Raw genomic sequence first — 25,405 nt, forward strand, 5'->3', positions numbered from 1 at the left:
AATGAACCACGTACCGCACATCCTGGTCGTCGACGATGACAGCGAGATCCGCCAGATGCTGGCCGATTACCTGCAACGCAACGGCCTGCGCGTGAGCCAGGCCGACGGTGGCCGGGCCATGCGCGCGCTGATGGATACCCATGCCGTGGATCTGGTCGTGCTGGACGTGATGATGCCGGGCGAGGACGGACTGAGCCTGTGCCGCAACCTGCGCGCCGGCAAGCATCGTGCGGTGCCGGTGGTGCTGCTGACCGCCCGCGACGACGAAACCGACCGCATCATCGGCCTGGAAATGGGCGCTGATGACTACGTGACCAAGCCCTTCTCTTCGCGCGAACTGCTGGCACGCATCAATGCGGTGATCCGCCGCACCCGGATGTTGCCGCCGAACCTGCAGGTGAGCGAAGCCGGTCGCCAGCTGGCCTTCGGCGAGTGGCGCCTGGACACCACCGCACGCCATCTGCTGGATGCACAGGACACCGCGTATCCACTCAGTGGCGCCGAATTCCGCCTGTTGCGCGTATTCCTCGATCACGCCAATCGGGTGCTCAGCCGCGACCAGCTGCTCAGCCTCACGCAGGGCCGCGATGCCGAACTGTTTGACCGCTCGATCGACCTGCTGGTCAGCCGCGTGCGGCAGCGCCTGGGTGACGACGCACGCGAGCCGACCTACATCAAGACCGTGCGCAGCGAAGGCTATGTGTTCAGCGTGCCGGTGCAGTTGCTGGGGCCGGACGAATGAACGCCACCGCACGCCGCCCACGCTGGCCGCGCACGCTGTCGGCGCGGCTGCTGCTGGTGCTGCTGGGCGGACTGGCGCTGGCCCACGCACTGTCCTTCGGCCTGCTGTTCTTCGAACGCTACCAGTCCACCCGCAGCATGATGCTGCGCAACCTGGACGAAGACGTGGCCGTGAGTGTCGCGCTGCTGGAGCACCTGCCCGCGGACCAGCGCGATGCCTGGGTGCCGCGGCTGGAGCGGCGCACCTACCGTTACCTGCTGCGCCCGGCCGCGGCCGGACCGGGGCTGCAGACCGATCGTGCACGCCAGGTCACGGCGATCATCGATGACAGCCTGCAGCACCGCTATCCGTTGCAGGCGCGCCAGGTGGCTCGCCTGCCGGAGCGGTTCGAGGTGGAACTGCGCCTGCACGACGGCACTCCCTTGACCATTGAAGTCACCCCGTCGGGCCTGCCGCTGGCGCGCTGGCTGCCCGCCGTGCTGCTGGTGCAGCTGGCGCTGCTGCTGGTGTGCGCGTGGCTGGCGGTGCGCCTGGCCATGCGCCCGCTGCAGCAGTTGTCGCATGCGGTGGAGCATCTGCAGCCGGGCAAGGACGGGCCTGCACTGCCTGAAGATGGCCCGGCGGAAGTAGGCGGCGCAGCAGCCGCACTCAACGCACTGCAGGCACGCATTCGTGGCCATGTCAGTGAACGCCTGCAGATCCTGGCCGCGATCTCGCATGACCTGCAGACCCCCATCACGCGCATGAAGCTCCGGGTGGAGACCCTGCCTGAAGACAGCACCCAGCAGCGGCTGCTGGCCGACCTCGATCACCTTGGGCAACTGGTGCGCGAGGGTGTGGCCTATGCGCGCAGCAGCCACGTCGCCAGTGGCGCGCCGGTGTCGATGGACCTGGGCGCGTTCCTGGCCAGTGTGGTCGGCGATTACGAGGACATGGGCAAGCCGGTCAGTGGCGGTGCGCCCGCTGGACTGGTCGTGCAGACCTGGCCGCAGCTGCTGCGACGGGTGGTCGGCAATCTGGTCGACAATGCACTCCGCTACGCCGGCGCTGCCGAGATCGAGGCCGGCCGTGACGAGGCCGGAAGGGTATGGATCGGAATTTCCGACCGTGGCCCGGGCATCCCCGAGGACCAGCTGCAGGCAGTGCTGGCGCCGTTCCATCGGCTGGAAAGCTCGCGCAATCGCGATACCGGTGGCACTGGCCTGGGACTGGCCATCGCGGTGCAACTGGCGCAGTCGCTGGGCGGCTCGCTGCGGTTGCGCAACCGCGAGGGTGGCGGGCTGAGGGCTGAGCTGCGGCTGCCGGGGTAACGGGCGGGGTCGGATCCCCTTGCGGGAGCGAAGGGCTCTGACCCCGATGTGGGATCTGTGACGTTCCTGCACGGCCTTGGGATCGGCGATCATCTGCAGGGAGTGTCGAAACCAGGAAGCACGCAATGCAGGGAACGCAGCATTCAATCCAGCGCCCGCGCCACGTCGCGCTGCTGGTCGGTCTGCTCGCGCTGGCGGCCTGCCAGCGCACATCGGACGCACCGACCGACGCACCCGCAGCGGGCACACCGCCTGCCGCCCCGGCCACCGCAACAGATCTCTCTCCGCTGCTCGACGCCTTGCCGACCTGCGCGCTGGACGGCTGGTACATCGATCAGCAGACCGGGCGCCCGGCCCATCCCTGGTTGGCGGCGAACGCGCCGAAGCCCTGCAAGGAAGACGTGGAGAACGAGATCGCCACGTTCTGCGTGCAGGGGCAGTGGAAGGGGCTGCCGGTGGAAGAGGTGATCCTGCCGACGATGACATTCGTTTCGTTCCGTGGGGCCAGGATCGGCCTGCCGCTGGAGAAGGCACGTCCCATCGTCCGCCAGCGTTTCGGCCAGGACTTCCCGGGTGATGCGGCTTACGAGGAGGGCCGCGAGCCGAAGCTGATGGCCGATCCCGAAGATGCGCAGCGTTCGTGGCTGCTGTGCAGCACCCCGGAACTGGGCCACGACGTGGACAGCGAGGGAAGCATCAGCTATTCCGGCATGAACCTGCCCTACGACCACGACGGTTGCAGTTACCGCTACAGCCCGGTCGACTTCTGCGATGCGCGGCACCGCGCAGCCATCGAAGATGCCCTCCAGCATCAGAAACCCAATTTCAACCGGCACTACCTGCTGGTACAGGTCGATGATCGTCCGGAGTATTTCCAGCGCACGCTGGTGCTGGTCGATACCCGCACGGGCAGGGCGACGCCACTGCCGTTCGATGCCTTCACCGGGCCGGCGGGAAAGGGCGGTGATGCTACCGGCTACGGGACACTGGAGACGGGCGTGGACCGGCAGCAGTTCTGCCTCGATGGCGCGTTGCTGGTCTACCGCGTGTTCGAGGAAGGGCGCTTCTGCTTCGGTTTTGACGGTGAGCGCTTCACCGGCCATGAAACCCAGTACATGCAGGCAGCGGATGGCCGATGACCGGTATTTCACCCGGGCCATGACATCCTGCCCCGAACCTGCGCAACCGGGACCGAGGCTGTTGAAGGCGAACACGCAATGACCGCGGCGCGGCAGCGCTCGATGTGGGTGGCGGGCCTGTCCACGGTAGTGGAGTGGTACGACTTCACCCTGTACCTGTATTTCGCCACGGTGTTGTCGCGGGTGTTCTTCGGCGGCGGCGAACAGGCGCTGCTGGTCACCCTGGCCGGCTTCGCGGTGTCCTACCTGATGCGCCCGCTGGGCGCGCTGTGCTTCGGCCACCTGGGCGACCGCCTGGGCCGGCGCTGGATGCTGCTGGCTTCGATGGCGTTGATGGCGGCGGCGATGCTGGCCACTGCGTTGCTGCCAACCGCGGCCACCGCAGGTACCACGGCGGGCGTGCTACTGCTGGTATTGCGCTGCGTGATGGCGTTTTCGGTGGGCGGTGAGTACACCGGCGTGGTGGCGTACCTGCTGGAAAGCGCACCGGCGCGGCGGCGTGGCCTGGTGACCTCGCTGGCCTCGGCCGCCAGTGAAGTAGGCGCACTGCTGGCGGTAGCGATCTCGGCGGTCACCGTGGCGCTGCTCGCGCCCGCGCAGCTGGACAGCTGGGGCTGGCGTATTCCGTTCTTCGTCGGCGCTGCGCTGGCACTGGTGATCCTGGTCGCGCGCTCGGGCATGCACGAATCGCCTGAGTTCGAACGCCAGCGCCGCGAAGGCAGCATTCCTGCCACGCCGCTGCGGCATGTGCTGCAGCACCACCCGCTGGCGGTGGCGCGCACCTTCGCGATCTCGGCCTTGGGATCGATCACCTACTACGTGGGCATCACCTATGTGCCTGCGTTCCTGCACGCGCAGGGCCACGATGAGGGCGATGCACTGTGGCTTTCGACAATTGCGGCGGTCGCAGTGATTGCGATCACGCCGCTGTGTGGCGCATTGTCCGACCGCGTCGGGCGGCGGCCGATGCTGCTGGGCCTGACCCTGCTGGCAGCGTTGTTGCCGCTGTCCCTGTTCGCCTGGATGGCACAGGCGCCGCCGTTGGGCATTGCGCTGGCGGCGGTGCTGCTGGCCTGCGTGGCCGGCGGCGTGAGCGCGGTGGCGGCCCCGGCCACGGCCGAGCAGTTCCCCGGCGAAGGGCGGGTGAGTGGGCTGGCACTGGGCGTGACCATGGCCACGGCCTTCTTCGGCGGGGCAACGCCATGGCTGGCGCAATGGTGGGTGGAACGCAGCGGCTGGGCGGCGGCGCCGGGCGCGATGATCGCGCTGGTGGCGGTGCTGGTGCTGCCGGTGCTGTGGACCCTGCCCGAGACGGTCCCGGGCAGGGCCAAGCGCTAGCAGGTCAGACCTTCAGGTTCTGCTCGATGTCGGCCAGCACGGCGGCCGCATCGACGCCGATGGCAATCGACTGCACCACGTGGCCGTCCCACACGCTTGGGCCGAACGCCAGGCCTTCCGGCTTGGGAATGGTCATGCCGCGGGCGACGCCGTCGGTGGCCACGCGCACGCTGGCGCGCTCGAACTGGAACAGCTCCGGACGGGTCAGCGCGATGCAGGCGCAGCAGTCGTGCACGACCATGCCCTTGTGGCCGGCCTGCAGGTAGAAGTCCACGTAATCCTGCGACAGCGCACGCACCAGTTCGGCATCGGCACCGCCGATGGCGGCCAGCTTGTCCAGACCGTCACGGTCCATTTCCACGCGGGTGGTCACGTCCAGGCCGATGGCGGTGACCGGCCAGCTGGCAGTGAACACCACGTCGGCCGCTTCGGCATCGCCCCAGATGTTGGCCTCGGCGGCCGGGGTGATGTTGCCGTTGACGTGGAACGCGCCGCCCATGATCACCACGCCGCGCACCAGGCCGGCGATGTCCGGGGCCTGCTGCAGGGCCAGCGCGAGGTTGGTCATGCGGCCGACCGCGACCAGGGTCACTTCGCCCGGATGGGCGCGGACCAGGTCGATGATCAGCTGGTGAGCGGGGCGCGCGTCGGCGGCCACGTCCAGTTCGGTCGGCACCGGGTGGTTGCCCAGGCCGTTGTGGCCGTGGATGTGCACCGGCCAGGCTTCCGGGGTGGCTTCCGGCTGCAGCGGGCCACCGGCACCGCGCGCGACCGGGGCGGCGAAGCCCCAGGCCTGCTTCAGGTACAGCGCGTTGTGCGTGGTCGACTCCACCGAGGCATTGCCGAAGGTGGTGGTGACGCCGATCAGGTCAATCTGGGCGTGCTTGTGCAGGTACAGCAGGGCCAGGGCGTCGTCGACGCCCGGGTCGGTATCGAAAATGACTTTCAGCATGTTGTTGTTCTTCTTCTTCCGTGTGGTGCGGGGGGCGCCGGCGGCCTGGAAGCAGGCAGGCGCGCCCTGCATTGTCCCATCTTCATGACGGGCAGGGCCATTGCCGGGCTGGCAGGCCCATAATGCCCTCCAGTCCAGGCATGGAGCCGCCGAATGTTGATCGTTGCCCTTCTGCTGGTCCTGCTGGTGCTGGGCCTGAACGTGGCGGCTACCGTGGTGATCGTCAGGCGTGATGGCCTGTCGGCGGGTGGCCGCGCGGTGCAGCTGCTGCTGGTCTGGCTGCTGCCGCTGGTCGGCGCCATCCTGTGCCTGGCAGTGGCCACGGCCGATGGCTCAGGCAGCCGGGGGGATGGCGGTGCAAGCCATGACACCTCCGTTGGCTATTCCGGTGACAGCCACAGCCATCACAGCTACAGCAGCTCCGACTGCAGCAGTGATGGTGGTGGGGGGGACGGCGGCAGCTGCGGTGGCGATTGATCAGACGTTTCGGGATGCCGGCCAGCGGCCGGCACTAACCCGCCGAGGTCACGTCCCGGTAGTGCCGGCCACTGGCCGGCAACCTCTTCCCCTCAGCCGCCGCCTTCGGCGGGCAAGCGGCCACGGCACGTTCAGCAGCCCAACCAAGGTCACGTCCCGGTAGTGCCGGCCGCTGGCCGGCAACCAAATCCGCTCAGCCGCCGCCTTCGGCGGGCAAGCGCCCACGGCACGTTCAACAGTCCAACCAAGGGCACGTCCCGGTAGTGCCGGCCGCTGGCCGGCAACCACATCCGCTCAGCCGCCGCCTTCGGTCGGCAAGGGCGCCGGCACGTTCAACAGCCCGCCTGCCGCCACATAGGCGGCCAGGGCCTGGCCCTGGCTGAGCAGATGGCGTTCCATGGTGCGTTCGGCGGCCTGCGCGTCGCGGCGGCGGAAGCACTCCATCAGCTCGCGGTGCTCGGCCAGCGATTGCGCGGTGCGCCCTGGGGTCAGCAGCTGGCGGCCGCGATGCATCTTCAGGATGCGGTGCAGGTCGTGGGTGATGCGGATCAGCCACGGGTTGCCGGCGTAATGCTGCACGGTTTCGTGGATCAGGTAGTTGTTGCGGTAGTACTCGGCGATGTTGCCCTCGGCCGCCGCCGCTTCCATCGCCGCATGCAGGGCCTCCAGCTGTTGCACGCCGGCATCGTCGATGTGCCTCACCGCCTCGTGTGCGCAACGGCCTTCCAGCATGGCCATCACCGGGAACAGCTGGTTGAGGTCTTCCAGCGTCAGCCGGGTGACCCGGCTGCCACGACCGGCATCGATCTGCACCAGGCCTTCGGCTGCCAGCAGCTTCAACGCCTCGCGCAGGGGCGTACGGCTGATACCCAATTCCTCGCACAGCGCGGGCTCGTCGATCCACTCGCCCGGCGGCAACCGGTAGTCATAGATGCGCTCGCGCACGTGTTCGGCCACCTCTTCGTACAGAGGCGCGCGCTTCTTCGGTGACCGCGGGGCAGGGGCAATGGCCATGCGCAGAGTGTAACGCCAGGTCGCGCCGGCCAGCGGCCGGCACGACCCGATGGCGGTTACATCCAGCGCGGCACCACGAACACCAGCCAGGCCAGCAACGGCCCCAGCGCCACCACCAGACCGCTGTACACCAGGAAGCGACGGAACAGGCTCTCGCGCTCTTCCTTGGCTGCCGAAGCCACCACCAGTGCGCCATTGGTGGAGAACGGGCTGACATCGACGATGGTGGACGACACCGCCAGCGCGCAGATCACGCCAGCGGCGCTGAGGTGACCCTGCATCAGGAACGGCACGGCCAATGGAATCGTTGCGCCGAGCACCGCGGCCGACGAGGCGAATGCGGAGACGATGCCGCCGACGTAGCAGACCAAAAGCGCGCCGAGCAGCGGGATGCCGATTTCGGAGACGCTGTTGCCGATGAAGTCCACCGCGCCGGCATGTTCCAGCACGCCGATGTAGGTCACCACGCCGCAGATCAGCAGCACGGTCGACCAGCTGATGCCGTCAACCGCGCCCTTCTGGCTCTGCGGCGACAGCAGCGCCAGCGCCACCGCCACGGTGATCGAGACCAGGCCGACGTTGAGGTTGTAGATCAGCGCGGCCACGCCCAGGCCGAGCAGGCCGATCAGGGTGAACAACCGCTCGCGGGTCAGGCTGACCTCATCCAGTGCCGCCGGATCGTTGGACAGGGTGCCGCCGCCCGCCGCGACCAGCGCGCCATGGCCTTCGATCGCGAACTGGCGCGAGGATGCCTGCGGGCCACCGGCCATCGCCAGCTCGGCATTGCCGATCGTTCCCGCTGCCGTGATCGAACCGCGACGCAGCAGGGCGATGCCACCGAAGGCGAAGAAGCAGATCGTCGCCATCATGAAGTTGAAGCCCAGGCTGGTCAGGAACACCGCCATCTCGGTCACTTCCAGCCCGGCTTTCTGCACCACGCCATTGGTGATGCTGCCGTACACGCTGATGGGCGAGAAGCCGCCGGCCTGCGCACCATGGATGACCAGCAGGCCCATCATCAGTGGATTGATGTTGTACTGCTTGGCAAAGCGCAGGGCGACCGGGCCGATGATCGCGACCGCGGCCGGGCCCAGAGCGCCGAACGCGGTGAGGACCGCGGTGATCACGAACATCACCCACGGAATGGCCACGATATGGCCGCGCACCGCTTTCACTGCCCAGTGCACCAGCAGGTCGATGGTGCCGTTCTTCTGCGCGATGGCGAACAGGTAGGTGATGCCGACCAGGGTCAGGAACAGATCGCCGGGAAAGCCGGCCAGGACCTCCTTGCCGCCCATGTCGACCCACAGCCCGCCGATGATGAAGGCCAGCGCGAAAGCGACGGCACCCATGTTGATTGGCATCGCGGTGGCGACGATGAACATGATCACCAGACCGATGATCGTTGCGATTTGTGGACTCATGCGCCCTCCCAGACACGTGACTCACGTACAGCGCGGATGGAGACCCGCCATCCCGGGGTAAGGCGACGTACGGCGTGTTGCGTGATACGTACTGCTCGAACCCGTTACTGCAGCCGTTCCAGCGCGCTGCGGACCCATGCCGCCGCGCCTTCGAGGCTCTGGAACTCTTCCACCGCGCGCACCTCGCAGCACGGATAGGCCGGCGCGACCATGCGCGCCAGCGCGTTGCCCGGGCCCAGCTGCAGGAATACCCGCGCGCCGCGCTCGAAGGCCTGGCGCATCACCTGCGCCCATTCGATGGTCTGCGCCAGTTGCAACGAAAGCGTGTTGACTGCCGTTGCGCGGTCCCGCACCGGTCGCGCATCGATGCCGGCCAGCAGCGGCAGGCGTGGGGCCTGCAGTGGCGAGGCATCGAGTGCGGCAGCGAACGGTGCGACCGCCGCCGCCAGCAATGGTGTGTGTGCGGGCACGCGCACCGGCAGCAGACGGATGTCCGCGCCCTGCGCCCGCGCTGCATCGGCCAGCCGCTGCAACGAGGCGTGCGTGCCGCCCACGATGAAATGGTCCTGCCCGTTGGCGATGGCCACGTGCGCACCGTGCAGATCGCACAGCGGCTGCAGTACATGGCGTTCCAGGCCAAGCACCGCCTGCAGGCCTGCATCGGCGGGGCTGGCGCTGTCCATCAATCGCGCGCGCTGCGCCGCAAGGGCAAGGCAGGTGGCCGCATCGAAGCTGCCGGCAATGGCGTGCGCGGCGAGCTCGCCGATGCTGTAGCCAGCGATCAGCGTCGGCGCTGGCACGCAGTCGCGCAGTCCTTGCCACTGCGCCAGGCTGGCCGCGCACAGCAGCGGTTGTGCCTGCGCATTGTCGAAGCGGTCTTCGGCCCCAGCGGCGGAAAATACATCGCGTCCGAGCACCGTGCTGGCCAGATCAAGGATGTGGCGTGCGGCCGGAAGATCGCGCACGCGTTCGAACATCTCCGCGTGCTGGACGCCTTGGCCGGGGCAGAGCAGGGCAAGGCTCATGCGACCTCCTGCTGCAGCAGGAACCAGGCACAGGCCAGCAGGTCGGCACTGCCGCCGGGGCTCAGCCGGCGTGCGACGAATCCATCACCGATGCTGTGCAGGCGTGCCTGCCAGCCGGGTACGAAGGCGCCACCGGCATCGAGGAAGCCTCGCGCCTGTTGCTGGGCCCAGCACAGGCCGTTGGCGCCGCCACGGTGCAGCAGGTTGAGGTCATCCACGCACGCGATCAGCTGCACCAGGGTCTGGCACATCGCGGCCTCGCGTGGCAGGTCGCTGGCCAGCGCGTGGCGCAGTGTAGGCAGTGCCACCTCGCGCAGCAGCGGGTAGCCGGCGGCCGCTTGTTCGCGCACACCCTGCACGCCGTGCCGTGCGCGCGCGCGCTGGCCAGGGCTGTTCGCATCAAGTGGTGCGCCGGCGAGCTCGGCAGCCCAGCGGCGCACTTCCTGGCAGACCTGCTCGGCTGCGATGGCACCGCCCGCGCGGCCCCGACAGGCAGCGGAAGCCGCGACCAGCAGGCCAAGGCTGAAGACCGCGCCGCGATGAGTGTTGATGCCGGCGGTCGCGCGCAGCATCGCGATTTCGGCGGAGATGCCACACCGGCGCAAGGCATTGAAGTCCGCCTCGGCTGCACCGAGGCAGGCCACGGCGATGAAGTAGTGGCGCAGCGTGAACAGGCTGCGCAGGAACGTGCCGGCGTCCATGTCGTGGTGGCTGCCGCTGTCGAAGGGGGTGACCAACCCTGGCTTGGGTGCAAGGGCCAGTTCGGCGTGCAGGCTGGCGATGGCGAGGCGCCCCAGACGCGTGCTGTCCACGGCAGCTGGCCTGACCGCCGGTTGCACGAGGGCGTTCACGCGCTCACCCCGGTGGAGGCGAACAACGCATCACGTAGTTCCAGTGCGGCACCATCGAGGCGCTTGACCAGTACCTCGCGGCTGCGCCCGGCGTACTCGCGCCAGTTCACCGCGCCACCATCCACCAGGCACAGTTCGCCATCGACCCGATGCCCGAAGGTGCTTTCCCAGTGCTGCAGGCGCTCGACCAGCAGGTCGGCCTGGCGCGCGTCGCCCACCTGCCACAGCAGGTCGATGTCCGAGCGTGCGTGCACATAGGGCAGACCGCTGAGGTGCTGCCAGGCGAAGGCGCCGAACACGCGGGCCGGTGCAAGCCGCAGCATTGCCTGCAGTGCCGCCTGCCAATCAGCCGGAACGCCGCCGGCGAGAATCTGATCCAGGGCAGGGGGAGGCTGCAGGTGCTGGATGTCCTGCAGGGCCACGCGCAGCGCCAGCCGTTGCTTGCCTTCGCCTGGCGGCAGCGGCACCCCCAGGCGAAGCCGCGGGTCGGGATCATCCGCCGCACTGCGTGCCACCATGGCTGGCAGGCCCTGTGCGAACCATGCTGCCAGGCGCGGTTCGTGTCCAGTCACGTCAGCCCGCCAGTCGGCTTCGGCCGACAGCCAGGCCAGCGTGTGGCGGGCGGGCCGCTCAGGCATCGCCGTGGGCCACCGCAGTCGAAACCGCTGCCGCCAGGGCGCGACCGCCGCGCTGTGCGCCGCGTGCGGCACGTCGGTCGCCTTCGGCGGGTGTGCGCAGGGCCTGCAGCAGGTGCTGGGCAAGGTCGCCTTCCCAGAGTGATTCCACCGCACCCATCGCCACGTAGTTGGCCACGCCCGGCGCGAATACCGGCGAGCTCTGGCTGAGCGCCTGCAGCTTCTCCAGCGGTTGCTTGGTCACCCGTGCCATCGCGCGCAGGTCCATCACCCGCACCTGTGCGTCGGGCAGGGCGTGGATGTGGTCGGCCATCAGGCCGAATGACAGGAAGCCACCACTGACCGATTCGCCGTAGACCAGGGTGATCAGGCGCGCACCACGGCGGCGTGCCAGATCGAGCGTCTGCGCGAGATGCGCAAAGTAACCATTGATGCCCAACAGTTCGTCGCGCCGCGCCAGGCGCTGTCCGGCGGTATCCACCAGCATCACGATCGGTCGCTGTGGATGTGCGCCGGTGCTGGCAAGCACGGTTTCGGCCAGTGCCAGTGCGTGGTCCACGCCGACTTCAAGTTTGTCGGCGGTACCGATCACGGTCACCTCGCCATCCTCGGTGGTGGCGCTGCCGGTCAGCACCGAATCGTTCACCGCAATGGCATGCCCATGCGGGAACAGGGCATCGAGCAGGTTCTGCAACGGCAGGCTCATGGCAGGCTCCGGTCGGCGGTGGCGATGAGGAACTCATCGGTGTCGAGCAGCGGTAGTCGCTCGGGGGCTGCGATGCCTTGGCGGGCCCAGATCTCCAGGCCATCGCGGCAATCGCCCCAGGCCTGCACGCGCGCCTTCAATGCCGCATGGCGTTCCTGCAGCGCAGCCAGTGCAGTATCCGGATCGGTGCTACTGGTATCAGGCTGCAGCGCGTTGCTGGCCGCCTGCGCGAAGGCCTCGATGGCATCCGGCACCAGCACCTGTGCCTGGTCGATCAGGTAGCGGTGCTTGCCTCCCGTTACGCGCCAGACCAGCGCGCGATCGCGGGAATCGAACTCTTCCACGCCGCGCACGGTTTCGATCACTTCCGGGCCGGACAGCGACAGGCGCCCCTCTTCGGACATGATGACCGTGCTGCAGCAGCGGGCGACGATGCCCATGCCGCCGAAGGCGCCGTTGCCGCTGCCGATCAGCGCGATCACCGGCACACCCGCTGCTCGCGCGTCCAGGGTGGCGCGCATGATCTCGGAAATGGCGATGAGCCCTGCATTGGCTTCGTGCAGGCGCACACCACCGGTGTCCAGCAGCAGAAGCACGCCTTCGGGATGTGTTTCGGCTGCGCGACGCAGCAGCCCGGTCAGTTTGGCACCGTGCACTTCGCCCACGCCGCCGCCCATGAATTCACCCTGCTGCGCGGCCAGCAGCACGCGTCGGCCACGCAGCGTGGCTTCGCCGACAACGATGCCGTCGTCGAACGCCGCGGGCTGGTCGAGCTGTGCCAAGTGCGGGCTCATCATCCGCCGCGCCGGGCCGAGGAATTCCCTGAAGGAACCGGCATCGACCAGGCTGGCGATACGCTCGCGCGCATCGGCTTCGTAGTAGCTGTAGCGCTGCGTCCGGTTCATCGTGGATCTCCAGCACGCAGGGTTTCCACGGCTTGGTCCAGGCGCAGGCTGACCACCGCCGGGGTGGCACCGGCATCGTTGATCGAGATGCGTACGTCGCGTAGCGGATGACGCTGTGCGAAGTCGTTGATCACCGCTTGCCACACGCTGCCGAAGCCCTTCGCGGCGGTGATGATGCGCACCGTCATCGCGCCTTCCAGCGCAGCGGGTTCCAGCAGGATTTCCAGGTTGCCCGAGGCCAGCACGCCGACCAGCACCGCTTCGCGCGGGAACTGCACCGCAGTGTGTCCTTCGAATCGATAGTCGAGGGTTTCCATGCTCAGCCCCTTACCAGTTGCGGAAGCGCTTGGGCGGGTCGTACAGACCGCCGGACCAGCGCACCAGGTCCTTCACCGAACGCGCCGCCAGCAGGTCACGGCTGGCATCGCGCACGGAGATGCCAAGGTCATCGGGACGGCGGATCACGCCGCGGTCGCGCAGGTTTTCCACCATCGCGCGGTCGCGGCCCAGGCCCACGGCGGTATAGCCGGCCACGCCGCGGATCGCCTGTTCGCGTTCCTCAGGGGTGCGGCACAAAAGCAGGTTGGCGATGCCTTCTTCGGTCAGCACATGGCTGACGTCGTCGCCATAGATCATCACCGGCGGCAGCGGCATCTGCGCGCGCTCGGCCAGTTCCCAGGCATCGAGCCTTTCGACGAAGGCCGGTGCCATGTGCTCGCGGAAGGTTTCCACCATCTGCGCCACCAGCTTGCGCCCGCGTGGCATTTCGCCCGGGCGCGCAGCCTGTTGCCCGGCCTTGATCCAGGCCTCGCTGGCATGGCGGCGGCCGCGTGCGTCCGAGCCCATGTTCGGTGCACCGCCGAAGCCGGCGATGCGGTCACGGGTGGCGGTGGAACTGTTGCCCTGTAGGTCGATCTGCAGGGTGGAGCCGATGAACATGTCACAGGCATACAGGCCGGCGGTCTGCGAGAACGCGCGGTTGGAACGCATCGAGCCATCGGCGCCGGTGAAGAACACATCACCTCGCGCGGCGATGTATTTCTCCATGCCCAGTTCCGAACCGAACGAATGCACCGATCTGACGAAGCCCGATTCGATCGCCGGAATCAGTGCCGGGTGGGGGTTCAACGCCCAGTGCTGGCAGATCTTTCCCTTCAGGTCGAGCGATTCGGCGTAGGTGGGGAGCAGCAGTTCGATGGCCGCCGTATCGAAGCCGATGCCATGGTTGAGGCGGTTCACGCCGTACTCGGCGTAGATGCCCTTGATCGCCATCATCGCCATCAACACCTGGATCTCGGAGATCTGCGCCGGGTCGCGGGTGAACAGCGGTTCGATGTGGTTCGGCTTCGGCGCCTGCACCACGAAGTTGACCCAGTCAGCGGGAATGTCGACGCGGGGGAGGGCGTCGACGATCTCGTTGACCTGGGCGATGACGATGCCGCCACCGAAGGCAGTGGCTTCGACGATCACCGGCGTGTCTTCGGTGTTCGGGCCGGTGTACAGGTTGCCGTGCCGGTCTGCGGCCTGCGCGGCGACCAGGGCCACGCGCGGGGTCAGGTCGATGAAGTAGCGGCCGAACAGTTCCAGGTAGGTGTGGATGGCACCGATCTGGATGCGCCCTTCAGCCACCAGGTTGGCCAGGCGCACCGACTGCGGGCCGGAGAACGAGAAGTCCAGTTTCGAAGCGATACCACGCTCGAATACATCCAGATGCGAGGGCAGCGACAGCACCGACTGCACCATGTGCAGGTCGTGCACGCGGGCCGGATCAAGATCGGCCAGGGCCTGGGCGAGGAAATCGGCCTGCTTCTGGTTGTTGCCCTCCAGGCAGACCTTGTCGCCGGGCTCCAGCAGTGCATGCAGCAGCTCGCCTACGTCGCCGGCGGCGACCTCGCGTCCCCGGGCCCACGGCGCGGCACGTTCCAGGCGGGCCTGGCGACTGCGTTCCAACGTATCCCAGCTCGGGTTCATTGACCGGCTTCCGACGGGTGTTAGAATAATTACGGCATAATTACGGCGTAGGGTGCAACCTGCAGTGCAGCAAAAGGAAAGGCCCGCACGGAGACGGGCCCATTCAGGTAGCCCACGACCGTGGTCGTGGCGGAGGGCGTGCCGACCAACGGTCGGCACCCACCTTGCACCCGTCGTTTGCTCAGAACTTCCAGCGCAGGCTGGCCGACACGAAGCGCGGCTCGCCGAAGTTGTTGTAGTCCAGGTTGGCCCAGTAGGTCTTGTCCAGCGCGTTGCGCACGCTCAGCGTCGCGGTCCAGTTGTCGCTGATGCGGTAGTTGGCGTTGAACTGCACCAGCGAATACGCCGGCTGGTTCACCGTCACCGTGCCGCCGAGCGGGTAGGCGATGTTGTAGCCCTGCACCCGGCTCTGCCACTGCAGGCCACCGCCGATGCTCAGTCGCTCCAGTGCGCCACGCAGCTGCAGCTGGGTGTTGAGCTGCAGCAGGTCCTTGGGCGGATTGGCGTACAGCAGGTCGGTGGCGGCGCGGGTCACCTTGACGCGGGTGTAGCCGGCATTGACCGTCCAGCCCGGCAGGATCTCGCCGTTGACGTCCATCTCCCAACCGCGCGCCTTGGTGCCGTTGATGCCGATATAGGCCGAGCTGCCGTCGCTCAGCGTACCTTCCGGCACGCTCATGTCACGCACCGCGTAGTTGTCCTGCTTGGCCTCGAACACCGCCGCATTGGCGGTCAGGCGGCCATCGAACCACTGCGTCTTGATGCCCGCTTCCAGGTTCGAGCCCTGCACCGGTGCCAGCAGGTTCTCGTTGCGGTCCTTGTAGTTTTGCGGATTGAAGATCTCGGTGTAGCTGGCATAGGCCGACACGTTCGGGGTGATCTCGTAGACCAGGCCCACGTACGGAGTGACCTCATCGCTCACCTTGTATGCACCGCTGGTGCCGGTATAGGCGCCGGCAGCGTTGTACGAGCGGCTGAGCGTTTCCCAGCGGCTCAGGCGCGCACCGGCAATCAGCGACAGCGGCTCGGCCAGGCGCAGGCGGGTGGCCAGGTAGACGCCGCTCTGCGTGGTCTTGGCCACGCGGCGTGCGCCGGTGCGGGTGTAGGTCACTTCGGAGATGTCGCCGTTCCAGTTGAACACGTTGGGGATGTAGTAGCAGCGCTCACGCCCGCAGGTCGCCCAGTCGCCCGGGAAGTTCAGCGCCACGGTATTGGTGGTGCCTTCCAGGTCCGACCACTGCGCGCCGACGGTGAGGTCGTGGTCGCGGCCGAACAGCGGGAAGCTGCCGGTCAGGTAGGCATCGACATTGCGGCGGGTGTCCTTCGAATCACCGGCGGCCGCGCGCAGGTAGATGCCCGCGCCGGTCACCGGGTCCGGGTTGCCGGTGCCGTACAGGCGCACGTTCTGCACGTTGCCGCGGGTGTAGGCGGTGTTGATCTTCAGCAGCCAGTGGTCGCCGAAACGCTGTTCCAGGTTGGCGAAGGCGGTATTGCTTTCGCGCTTCCAGTAGCTCCACTTCGGCGACAGGTTGGTCGAGCGCGCCAGATGGGCGAAGTTGCCCTGGTTGTCGAAGAACGCCACGGTGCCCCAGGTCGAACCGGTCGGGTTGTTGTCCTGGGTCTGGTAGCCGACGGTAACCGTGGTGCTGTCGGTGACATCGCCTTCCAGCACCGCCATGCCGGCCATCTTGTTTTCCTTGTAGCGGTCGTAATACAGGCCACGATCGGTGTAGGCGGCGACCACGCGGCTGCGGAAGCGGCCGTCGGCGGTCAGCGGCGCGGTTACGTCGGCTTCCATGCGGCGGTAGTCCCAGCTACCGGCGCTGACCGCGAACGACGCGTCGAATTCCTTGCCGGGGCGCTTGCGCAGCAGGTTGACCGTGGCCGACGGCACGCCGGCGCCGCTGAGCAGGCCGTTGGCACCGCGGATCACTTCGATGCGGTCGTAGAAAGCGGTGTCGTACTCCTGGTTGGTCGAGCCGCTGTAGGTGGGAATGCCGTCGACCTGGAAGTCGGTGATGGCGAAGCCGCGCGCGTAGTACAGCGGGCGTTGCGTGTCATAGAAGGACACGCTGACGCCGGTCACGTTGCGCATCACATCGTTGATGCTGAACAGCGATTCGTCCTGCAGGCGCTGCAGGCTGATCGCGGTGGCCGACTGCGGGGTTTCCTGCAGGGTGATCGGCAGGCGCGTGGTACTGGCCGGCGGCGCCGACTGTTCGGCACGCACGCTCACCCGGTCCAGGGTCTTGGCGTCGGCAGCGCCATCAGTGGCGGCGAACGCGCTGGGCGCGGCCAGCAGGGTCAAAGACGAAAGCAGGGCAGCCGGCAGCAGCGCGCGGCGGGGCAGGCGGTTATCGAAGGTCAGGCACATGGTGGGCTCGAAGCGTGGAGGCGGGGAGGGGCGGCAACAGTCGTCCAGCACCCGGGGCGGCGGCTTCGGGCACGGTCAGGTCCGTCTGGGGCGAGGCGCGGTCACTGCGCAGGACGCAAATGTAAATAATTCTTAACAACATTACAATTCGCGTCATTGTGCGCAGGGTTCCCGGCACGGGGCATCGCTTTCTGTAGAGCCGAGCCATGCTCGGCTGCTTTTTGCCGGAGCCGAGCATGGGCTCGGCTCTACAGGCGGTAGCCTGCACAAACGCAAACGGCCACCCGAAGGTGGCCGTCCGTCTGCATCGAAGGGAACCTGCGGGCTTACAGCGCCTGCAGTTCCTCGTTGGCGTTGCGCTTTTCCTTGGCCGGCGCCGGAACCGCCGCCGGAGCGGGCGATGCCGCGTTCGCGTCCACCGGCACCTCCAGGTAGGGCAGCTGCAGGGTCTGGCTGGTCAGCGTGCGGATCTCGTTGACCAGCGCGGCGCTGTCGTTGAGCTTGCGCCCGTACGACGGCACGATCTCGCGCAGGCGGGTTTCCCAGCCGGCCTTCATCTGCTCCGGGAAGGCCTTGGCCATCAGGTCAAGCATGATCGGCGGCGAGGTCGACGCGCCCGGCGACGCGCCGAGCAGGGCGGCGAGGGTGTGGTCCTTGTCGGTCACGATCTCGGTACCGAACTGCAGCACCGGGCCCTTCAGCGGATCGCGCTTGATGATCTGCACGCGCTGGCCGGCGGTGACCAGCTTCCAGTCACCCGGCTTGGCATTGGGGAAGTACTTGACCAGTTCGGCCTGGCGGTCGGCATCGTTCAGGCGCGCCTGTCCCATCAGGTACTGCACCAGGTCCAGGTTGTCCTTGCCCACTTCCAGCATCGGGCCAACGTTGTTGTGGGTGACCGAGGAATACAGGTCCCACCACGAGCCGTGCTTGAGGAACTTGGTGCTGTACAGCGCGAACGGCCCGAACAGGACCACCGGCTTGCCGTCCAGCTTGCGTGCATCCAGGTGCGGCACCGACATCGGCGGCGAACCGGTTTCGGCCATGCCGTAGGCCTTCACCCCATGGCGCGAGGTCACGTCCTGGCCCTGGAAGGCGAGGAACTGGCCGCCGACCGGGAAGCCGGCGTAGTCCTTCGATTCCGGAATGCCCGACATCTGCAGCAGCTTCAGTGCGGCGCCACCGGCACCGATGAACACGAAGCGGGCGTGGGTGGTGGATTCGGTGCCGGCCTTGAGGTCCTTCACCGTCACGTTCCAGCTCTTGTCGGCGTTCTGCCGCAGCGCGCTCACTTCATGGTTCAGGTGCAGGCTGAAGTTCGGGCTGCGCTGCAGGCCGGCGGTCAGCTGGCGGGTGATCACGCCGAAGTTGACGTCGGTGCCCAGCGGCATCCAGGTTGCGGCAACCTTCTGCTTCGGGTCACGGCCTTCCATCAGCAGCGGGGCCCACTGCTTGATCTGGGCCGGATCCTCGGAGTACTGCATGCCGTAGAACAGCGGATTCTTGACCAGGGCCTGCTGGCGCTTGTGCAGGTAGGCGATGTTGTCATCGCCCCAGACGAAGCTCATGTGCGGGGTCGGGTTGATGAAGTCGCTGGGCTGGCTCAGCCGGCCCTCCTTCACCTGGTGCGACCAGAACTGGCGCGAGACCTCGAACGATTCGGCGATGCCGACCGCGCGCTTGGTCTCGATGCTGCCGTCGGGCAGTTCCGGGGTGTAGTTCAGTTCGGCGAACGCCGAGTGGCCGGTGCCGGCGTTGTTCCAGCCATCGGAGCTTTCACCGGCGACGCCGTCGAGGCGTTCGTAGACCTGGATGTTCCAGTCCGGCTGCAGCTCCTGCAGGTAGGTGGCCAGGGTGATGCTCATGATGCCGGCGCCGACCAGCACAACATCGACGGGCTTGTCGTTGCTGGCGGCAGGCACCGAGCGCTGGGTCAGCGGCCAGTACAGGAACAGCGCGGCGGCCAGCAACAGCAGCACGAGCAGGGCGAGAAGAGCCTTGCCAAATTTCTTCATGGGGGCGGGATCGTTGGCGGAGGGGAAGGGGTCAGGATGCGCGTGGGGCAGGGAAAGGGCGTGAAGAAACAACGCCTTGCATCATCCACCGGTGATTCTAACCGGATCCGGTCCTTTTTTGATGCAACGCAGCATCCGATGTTTCGCGGTGCTGCCACATGGGCGGCAGGCGATGCCCGGCGACGGTGGGATCAGACCAGCTCAAGGATCTCGTCGCCAGCCTCATCGACCCCGCCGGTCGGGCGCCAGCCCAGCCGGCGGTAGAAGCCGTGCGAGCGCGAACGCGGGTCGGCCGAGCAGGTCAGGAACAGCCGCCGGTGGCCGGCATCGCGGGTCAGGCTGACCACTTCCTGCAGCAGCTGGCGGCCGATGCCGCGGCCCTCGTAGTCCGGCAGCAGGGCCAGCACCAGCACCTCGCCGCTGTCGCGGTCGGCGAAGCAGTAGCCGGCCATGCGCTCGCCCTCCCAGGCGACGCGGCCGATCGAATCGCCCTGGGCGATGCCGGCGGCCCAGCTGTCCACAGTGATGCCCAGCTGGGCCAGCTGCTCGGCGCTGAAGGCGTTCTCGCGGGTGCGCCCACGCAGGTCGATGCAGGCAGCGGCATCCTCGGGGCGGGCGTCGCGCAGGTACACGGGCATGCCGGACATCCTTGTAATGGTCGGCCCGCCAGTATCCGCATCGCGCATGGACCCGGTGTGTAGGCTTGATGGAGATCCGATGGAGCCCCGAAAAAGGGGACGGAGGGGATTAAGTCGTATTTGCCTTGAATGTCGTATTGGCCTTAAGCGACTTAATTCCCTCCGTCCCCTTTTTGCGCTGTGCGTCAGCGCTTGCGCCGGATCAATGCCGAGGATGCATCCAGCACGGCGCGGGTCAGCAGGGCCATGGTCTGCACGTCGCCCTTCCAGTGCTGCCAGTACAGCGGCACGTCTTCCCACGCGCGCTGGCGTACGTAGACCAGGCGGCCGGCATCCAGGTGCCGCTTGACCAGCGGCAATGGGTTCATCGTCCAGCCCATGCCGCCCAGGTTGGCCTGCACGAAGGCGCGCGTGGACGGAATCCACCAGGTCGGTGCGGTGCTGGGCAGGTCATCGCCGGCCATGCGCCGGGCGAAGCGCGACTGCATGTCGTCCTTGCGGTTGAACACCAGTACCGGTGCCTGCGCCAGTGCCTGCGCGGTCACTCCCTTGGCGAAGTGGCGTTCGCGGAATTCAGGAGTACAGGTCGCTGCATAGCGGATGCTGCCCAGCGCGTGGATCTGGCAGCCCTGCACCGGCTCGTCCAGCGTGGTCACCGCACCCAGCACCGTGCCCTGTCGCAGCAGTTCGACGGTGTGGTCCTGGTCCTCCACGCGCAGGTCCAGGGTGGTCCCGGTGCCCTGCGCGAACTGCGCCGCGGCCTGCGGAAACCAGGTTTCCAGGCTGTCGTGGTTCACTGCCACCGGGATGCTGGCCTGGGGCAGGTCCTCGTCGGCCAGGCCCATGCGGTGCAGCGCATCGTGTTCCAGCAGGGCGGTCTGCTCGGCCAGCTGCACCAGCAACTGGCCCTCGGCAGTGGCGGTGGCCGGGGTGCCACGCTTGACCAGCAGGCGGCCGATCCGGTCCTCCAGTGCCTTGACCCGCTGCGAGATGGCCGAGGGCGTGACATTCAGCGATTGCGCGGCGCGGTCGAAGCTGCCTTCGCGGATCACCGCGGCCAGGGCGCGCAGCTGGGCGTGATCGATGCGCATCGAATTAAGCTCCGCTAATGTTGGTTTAGGAAGTTTAGCTCGTCTTTTCCATGTTGCGGCGCGACAATGGCGCCCGTTCCGGTGCTGTCCGCCTTCGCGAGGCACCGTCCCCCAAGCAATACAAGGCAGTGAATCCCATGTTCTCGGTCATCTCCGCCAGCACCGGCCTCGGTGCCTGGTTCTCTGGTGCAGCCACCGGCATCGGCCTGTTCGCCGTGGTCGGGGCCCAGAGCGCCTTCATTCTGCGCCAGGGCATCCTGCGCAAGCACATCGTGCCGGTTGTCGCCACCTGCGCGGCCATCGATGCCATCTTCATCTTTGCCAGCGTGGCCGGCCTGCGGACGCTCACTTCAGCGCTGCCGTGGCTGACCACCGCCGTGCTGTGGACCGGTGTCGCGTTCCTGGCCTGGTATGCGATGAAGTCGGCACGCCGTGCGATCGCCGGCGGCGGTGGCATGGGCGAGGCCGACAGCGACGACGGCAGCCGTCGCGCGGTGCTGATGGCCGCGGTCGGCTTCTCGCTGATCAACCCGCACTTCTGGCTGGACATGATGGTGATCGGCTCCATCGCCGAGAACTTCGGCAATGCCCGCATGGCCTTCGCTGCGGGCGTGGTCACGGCCAGCTGCCTGTGGCTGACCGCGCAGGGCCTTGGCGCACGCCTGCTGGCGCCGCTGTTCACCAAGCCCAGCACCTGGCGCGTGCTCGACGGCACCATCGCCGTGATCCTCAGCATCCTGGCCCTCATGTTGGCGGTGCGCGGGGTCCACTGACCCGGCGCACGCCCCCCGAACCCACGTCCTGACTCTCTCTCCAAGGTAGTGGCAACGACGGCACCGGCAACGGTGCCGTCGTCTTTTCCGGCTCTGGCGGGAAACCCATTGCCCTGCCTAGAATCGGAGACCAGGACAAGGTGTCCACAGGAGCAGGGGAAGGATGCACAGGACGATTCTGGCGGCCGCACTGGCCGTCATCGGGGGCGTTGCCGCAGGCAGCGCGGGGGCGGTGGATCTGACGCAGTACCTGCGGCGGGAGACCTTCACCGACATCAAGATCTCGCCGGGGGGCGAGTACGTAGCGGCAACGGTGCCGAGGGAGGACAGCACCGCGATCGCGATCCTGCGCCTGAAGGACAAGGAGGTGGTCGGCAGTTTCTGGCCGCCCAGCCGCAACCACGCGCAGGAATTCGATTGGGTCAGCAACGAGCGCCTGTTGATCGGCCTGGCCCAGAAGTGGGGCTCGCTCGACCAACCCAATCCCACCGGCGAACTCTATGCCATCGACGCCAACGGCAACCGTGGCGAGCTGCTGGTCGGCTATCGCGTCGAAAGCAAGGGCCCGGGGACCCGCATCCAGCCGAAGAAGGTCGAAGCAGTGGCCGCCTTCCTGGCCGACGACCTGCCGGGCGACGAGCGCAACGTGCTGGTGACCGTATGGCCGCTGGCCGAGGATCCGTACACCCGCGTAGATCGCATGGATGTGACTACGGGTCGTCGCTCGCGGGTGGCGTCCTCGCCGGTACGGCGCGGCGAGTTCACCACCGACGGCGCCGGCGAAGTGCGCTTCGTGCATGGCTCGGGCAGCGACAACATCAACAAGCTGTACTTCCGCGAACGCAGTGGCGACAGCTGGAAGCTGATCAACGACGAGGCCGTCAGCAAGCGCATCGAAACCGCCCTCGGCTTCTCGGCCGATGACAGCCTGGCCTACCTCAACGTCGAGCAGACCCAGGGCCCGGACGCGATCGTCAGCTGGAACCCGCAGACCGGCGAGCGTGCCACGCTGCTGCGCGACGAGGTGGTCAATCCGTATCGCATCATCCATCGGCCCGGCACCCACGTGCCGGTGGGCGCGCTCTATCTGGGCGATACGCCGCGTACCCGGTTCTTCGACGAGAAGTCGCCGGAGGCGCGCCTGTACCGCAGCCTGGAAGCCGCCTTCGGAGGGCCGGTCTACATCACCTCCAGCACCCGCGATGGCCGTGTCGTGCTGGTGGAAACCTGGTCGGGCTCGAACCCGGGCGATTTCTACGTCTACGACACGGTGGCGCGCAAGGCTGACCACCTGATCAGCCGCAGCGACTGGATTGACGTGGACCGCAGTGCCAGCGTGAAGCCGATTGCACTGAAGGCGCGGGACGGGCTGCCGTTGCATGGCTTCCTGACCCTGCCGGCCGGCAGCAACGGCCGCAACCTGCCGATGGTGGTGATGCCGCATGGCGGTCCGTTCGACATCTTCGATTCCGGCCAGTACGACCGCGAAACCCAGATGCTGGCCGCCGCCGGGTATGCCGTGCTGCAGGTCAACTTCCGTGGGTCGGGCAATTACGGCCGGGCCCACACCCAGGCCGGTGCGCAGCAGTGGGGCGCGGCGATGCAGGACGATGTCACCGATGCCACCCGCTGGGCAATCAGCGAAGGCATCGCCGATGCTCGTCGCATCTGCATCTATGGCGCCAGCTACGGGGCCTACTCGGCGATGATGGGGGCGGCCCGCGAACCCGGGCTGTATCAGTGCGCGGCCGGCTATGTGGGGGTCTACGACCTGCCGATGATGTACACCCGTGGCGATATCCAGGACCGCGGCTCAGGCGTGACCTACCTGCGCGAATGGCTGGGTGATCCGGCCAAGCTGGGCGCGGTGTCGCCGGTGAACCTGGCCGAACGGATCAAGGTACCGGTGTTCCTCGCCGCCGGTGGCGAAGACAAGCGTGCGCCGATCCAGCATACCGAGCGCATGGAAGCGGCGCTCAAGCGCACCGGCACACCGGTGGAAAGCCTGTACTACAAGACCGAAGGCCACGGCTTCTACACCGAGGCGCATCGCAGCGAGTACTACGACAAGCTGCTGGCGTTCCTGGCGCGCAGCCTGGGGGGCAAGACCGCGACGACCGCGCCCGTGGCCGGCAAGGACAAGGCGCCCTGAGCTGACAGGGCGGCGGATGAATTTTCCGCCGCCCTGGTCTTCGGCACGCGGGACTTACTTCACCCCGTGCATCATCTTCTTCAGCAGCGGCGCGGCGATGAAGGCCACCAACGCGCAACCCAGGCCGATCCACATCAGCAGCCAGAACAGGTGCGCGTAGGCACCGGCGGCAGCCACCATGTCCAGCGATTCGCCTTCCGGCACCTCGATCGCGGCCAGCTTGCCGAACAGCGCGGCCAGCGTTTCCGAGAATGCGGTGGCCAGGAACCAAGTGCCCATCATCAGGCTCATCACCCGCGGCACGGCCAGCTGGGTCACCGCCGACAGGCCGACCGGCGAGAGGCACATCTCGCCGCTGGCCAGCAGGAAGTAGGCCAGCACCAGCCACCACACGCTGGCCATCTCGCCGGTGGCGCCCACCTGCTGTGCGGCCAGCGCCAGCGGCACGAACGACAGCGCGCCGATCACCAGGCCCCAGGCCGACTTCACCGGCTTGCCCGGTTCCCAGCCGCGGCGGTCCATCCACGTCCACAGCGCGGCGAAGGCCGGAGCGAGCAGCACCAGGAACAGGCCGCCGAGGTAGGTCAGCGAGCCGGCGGTCTGCGGAATCACCAGGCAGTCGCGCACCAGCAGCACCAGCATCAGTACGACGATGGCGGCGAAGAACGTGCGCGGCGCGGCCGAGCCCGGGCGCCGTTCCGACAGGCGCGCGCTGACCACGAAGCCGAGCGGTGCCAGCAGCAGCGAGAGGATCGACCACGGCAGCGGCGTGCCGCCGGTGATCACCAGCGAGGGCACGATGTCCTTGGTCAGCAGGCGGTCGGTGAAGGTCACCCACGAGCCGTAGGACTGCTCGTACATCGTGAAGAACACCAGCGCCATGAAGATCAGCACCATCAGCGCGATCATCTGCTGGCGCTGCACCGGCGTGCATTTCGTGCCGGTGAACCAGGCGAACCAGACCAGCACGCCGCCCAGCACCACCAGCATCAGCATCAGCGCCAGGCTGATTTCACCGCCCAGCGCGAACGCGCCGTTGCCGGCGGCCCACATCAGCCATGCCACCGGCAGCACGCCGAGCACCGCGCACAGATAGATGAGCCATTCGCGTGGCAGGCCCAGCACCTTCTGCTTCAGCGCCGCCGGTTGCGGCGGTTCGGCATGGCCCTGCAGGTACTTCTGCCCCCACAGGAACATCGCCAGGCCGGCCAGCATGCCGATGCCGGCCGCACCGAAACCGTACTTCCAGCCGTAGGCCTCACCGAGGAAGCCACACACCAGGGACGAGAACAGCGCGCCGAGGTTGATGCCGGCGTAGAACAGCGAAAAGCCCGAGTCGCGACGCGGGTCGTCCTTGGCGTACAGCTTGCCGACAATGGTGGAGATGTTCGGCTTCAGGAAGCCGACGCCCATGATGATCAGCGCCAGCGACAGGTAGGTCACCGCCAGCGCCGAGGTGTCGCGCACCACTTCGCCGTTCACCCGGTACGCGGCGTGGCCCTCGAAGGCCATGCCGAGGTGGCCGAGTACCAGCAGGATGCCGCCGAACAGCACTGCCCGGCGCATGCCCAGCCAGCGGTCGGCCAGCATGCCGCCGAACACCGGGATGCAGTACACCAGGCCACCGTAGGCACCGAGCAGGTCCAGGCCGGCCTTGTCGCCGAACAGGTGGTATTTGGTCAGGTACAGCAGCAACAGCGCCTTCATGCCGTAGAAGGAGAAGCGCTCCCACATTTCAGTGAAGAAGCAGACGTAGACGCCCTTGGGGTGGCCCAGGAAGTCGTCGGAAGCAGAGGCGGCAACGGTCATCGACGGCGGGGACAGCGGAAAGGGCGCGATTATAGGCCTCTGGGCCTGGGCAGGCAGCCGCCGG

22 protein-coding genes are annotated in these 25,405 nt (G+C 67.5%); 7 read left to right on the forward strand and 15 right to left on the reverse strand.

Annotated features, from left to right (window positions below):
• Position 1 precedes the first annotated feature (1 nt).
• The 4 genes from AC5P6H_RS14490 (at position 2) to AC5P6H_RS14505 (ending at position 4,529) form a co-directional block, all read left to right on the forward strand.
• On the forward strand, positions 2-742 hold the full coding sequence (locus AC5P6H_RS14490) for a response regulator (RefSeq protein WP_032960784.1): 741 nt from the start codon (positions 2-4) through the stop codon (positions 740-742).
• The gene (locus AC5P6H_RS14495; protein WP_197621325.1) at positions 739-2,052 is read left to right on the forward strand and encodes a sensor histidine kinase; all 1,314 of its coding nucleotides are present in this window, start codon (positions 739-741) and stop codon (positions 2,050-2,052) included. Before AC5P6H_RS14490 ends, AC5P6H_RS14495 begins: the two co-directional genes overlap by 4 nt.
• A 125-nt stretch (positions 2,053-2,177) precedes the next feature.
• The gene (locus tag AC5P6H_RS14500; RefSeq protein ID WP_241887225.1) at positions 2,178-3,191 is read left to right on the forward strand and encodes a hypothetical protein; all 1,014 of its coding nucleotides are present in this window, start codon (positions 2,178-2,180) and stop codon (positions 3,189-3,191) included.
• A gap of 78 nt (positions 3,192-3,269) precedes the next feature.
• The gene (locus tag AC5P6H_RS14505; RefSeq protein WP_075076132.1) at positions 3,270-4,529 is read left to right on the forward strand and encodes an MFS transporter; all 1,260 of its coding nucleotides are present in this window, start codon (positions 3,270-3,272) and stop codon (positions 4,527-4,529) included.
• 4 nt (positions 4,530-4,533) lie between these two features.
• Here AC5P6H_RS14505 and AC5P6H_RS14510 read toward each other — a convergent pair whose 3' ends face one another.
• On the reverse strand, positions 4,534-5,481 hold the full coding sequence (locus AC5P6H_RS14510) for a nucleoside hydrolase (protein WP_495202802.1): 948 nt from the start codon (positions 5,479-5,481) through the stop codon (positions 4,534-4,536).
• Positions 5,482-5,634: 153 nt separating this feature from the next.
• On the opposite strand from AC5P6H_RS14510, the gene AC5P6H_RS14515 reads away from it, so the two are divergent.
• Positions 5,635-5,958, forward strand: a complete 324-nt coding sequence (locus AC5P6H_RS14515) for a hypothetical protein (RefSeq protein ID WP_049441165.1) — start codon at positions 5,635-5,637, stop codon at positions 5,956-5,958.
• Between the two features lie 294 nt (positions 5,959-6,252).
• Here the strand turns inward: AC5P6H_RS14515 and AC5P6H_RS14520 are convergent, their stop codons facing one another.
• The 13 genes from AC5P6H_RS14520 to AC5P6H_RS14580 form a co-directional block, all read right to left on the reverse strand.
• Complete coding sequence (locus AC5P6H_RS14520) at positions 6,253-6,972, reverse strand: GntR family transcriptional regulator (RefSeq protein ID WP_049441166.1); 720 nt, start codon at positions 6,970-6,972, stop codon at positions 6,253-6,255.
• Between the two features lie 56 nt (positions 6,973-7,028).
• Positions 7,029-8,396: an SLC13 family permease gene (locus tag AC5P6H_RS14525; protein WP_495202803.1), complete on the reverse strand. Its 1,368-nt coding sequence runs from the start codon at positions 8,394-8,396 to the stop codon at positions 7,029-7,031.
• Between the two features lie 104 nt (positions 8,397-8,500).
• Positions 8,501-9,421: a malonate decarboxylase subunit epsilon gene (gene mdcH, locus AC5P6H_RS14530; protein ID WP_014646334.1), complete on the reverse strand. Its 921-nt coding sequence runs from the start codon at positions 9,419-9,421 to the stop codon at positions 8,501-8,503.
• Positions 9,418-10,233: a triphosphoribosyl-dephospho-CoA synthase MdcB gene (mdcB, locus tag AC5P6H_RS14535; protein ID WP_111205849.1), complete on the reverse strand. Its 816-nt coding sequence runs from the start codon at positions 10,231-10,233 to the stop codon at positions 9,418-9,420. Before mdcB ends, mdcH begins: the two co-directional genes overlap by 4 nt.
• A 35-nt stretch (positions 10,234-10,268) precedes the next feature.
• Positions 10,269-10,910 (reverse strand): malonate decarboxylase holo-[acyl-carrier-protein] synthase, encoded by a 642-nt coding sequence (gene mdcG, locus AC5P6H_RS14540; protein ID WP_111205850.1) that lies wholly within the window; start codon positions 10,908-10,910, stop codon positions 10,269-10,271.
• Entirely contained in the window at positions 10,903-11,607 is a 705-nt protein-coding gene (mdcE, locus tag AC5P6H_RS14545) for a biotin-independent malonate decarboxylase subunit gamma (protein WP_111205862.1), read from the reverse strand. The genes mdcG and mdcE overlap by 8 nt, the downstream gene beginning before the upstream one ends.
• A gap of 2 nt (positions 11,608-11,609) precedes the next feature.
• Entirely contained in the window at positions 11,610-12,518 is a 909-nt protein-coding gene (locus tag AC5P6H_RS14550) for a biotin-independent malonate decarboxylase subunit beta (protein ID WP_014646338.1), read from the reverse strand.
• Positions 12,515-12,835 carry a malonate decarboxylase acyl carrier protein gene (gene mdcC, locus AC5P6H_RS14555; RefSeq protein WP_134808613.1) on the reverse strand — a complete coding sequence of 107 codons (321 nt, stop codon included), beginning with the start codon at positions 12,833-12,835 and terminating at the stop codon, positions 12,515-12,517. The genes AC5P6H_RS14550 and mdcC overlap by 4 nt, the downstream gene beginning before the upstream one ends.
• A 10-nt stretch (positions 12,836-12,845) precedes the next feature.
• Positions 12,846-14,489, reverse strand: coding sequence for a malonate decarboxylase subunit alpha (gene mdcA, locus AC5P6H_RS14560; protein WP_495202804.1), 1,644 nt, complete (start codon positions 14,487-14,489; stop codon positions 12,846-12,848).
• 181 nt (positions 14,490-14,670) lie between these two features.
• On the reverse strand, positions 14,671-16,863 hold the full coding sequence (locus AC5P6H_RS14565; protein ID WP_075076127.1) for a TonB-dependent siderophore receptor: 2,193 nt from the start codon (positions 16,861-16,863) through the stop codon (positions 14,671-14,673).
• A 326-nt stretch (positions 16,864-17,189) separates the two neighbouring features.
• A complete protein-coding gene (gene mqo, locus AC5P6H_RS14570; protein WP_046429482.1) occupies positions 17,190-18,878 on the reverse strand; it encodes a malate dehydrogenase (quinone) in 1,689 nt (562 codons plus the stop codon).
• A gap of 191 nt (positions 18,879-19,069) precedes the next feature.
• On the reverse strand, positions 19,070-19,516 hold the full coding sequence (locus tag AC5P6H_RS14575; RefSeq protein ID WP_134808610.1) for a GNAT family N-acetyltransferase: 447 nt from the start codon (positions 19,514-19,516) through the stop codon (positions 19,070-19,072).
• Positions 19,517-19,701: 185 nt separating this feature from the next.
• A complete protein-coding gene (locus AC5P6H_RS14580) occupies positions 19,702-20,607 on the reverse strand; it encodes a LysR family transcriptional regulator ArgP (protein WP_049441179.1) in 906 nt (301 codons plus the stop codon).
• A 137-nt stretch (positions 20,608-20,744) separates the two neighbouring features.
• Here AC5P6H_RS14580 and AC5P6H_RS14585 point away from each other — a divergent pair, with 137 nt between their 5' ends.
• Positions 20,745-21,380, forward strand: a complete 636-nt coding sequence (locus AC5P6H_RS14585) for a LysE/ArgO family amino acid transporter (protein ID WP_005415673.1) — start codon at positions 20,745-20,747, stop codon at positions 21,378-21,380.
• Positions 21,381-21,543: 163 nt separating this feature from the next.
• A complete protein-coding gene (locus AC5P6H_RS14590) occupies positions 21,544-23,532 on the forward strand; it encodes an alpha/beta hydrolase family protein (RefSeq protein WP_111205853.1) in 1,989 nt (662 codons plus the stop codon).
• A gap of 54 nt (positions 23,533-23,586) precedes the next feature.
• Here AC5P6H_RS14590 and AC5P6H_RS14595 read toward each other — a convergent pair whose 3' ends face one another.
• Entirely contained in the window at positions 23,587-25,341 is a 1,755-nt protein-coding gene (locus AC5P6H_RS14595) for a peptide MFS transporter (protein WP_049441185.1), read from the reverse strand.
• Positions 25,342-25,405 lie beyond the last annotated feature (64 nt).

It is taken from the genome of Stenotrophomonas sp. YJH_SMC_110, from assembly GCF_059369255.1.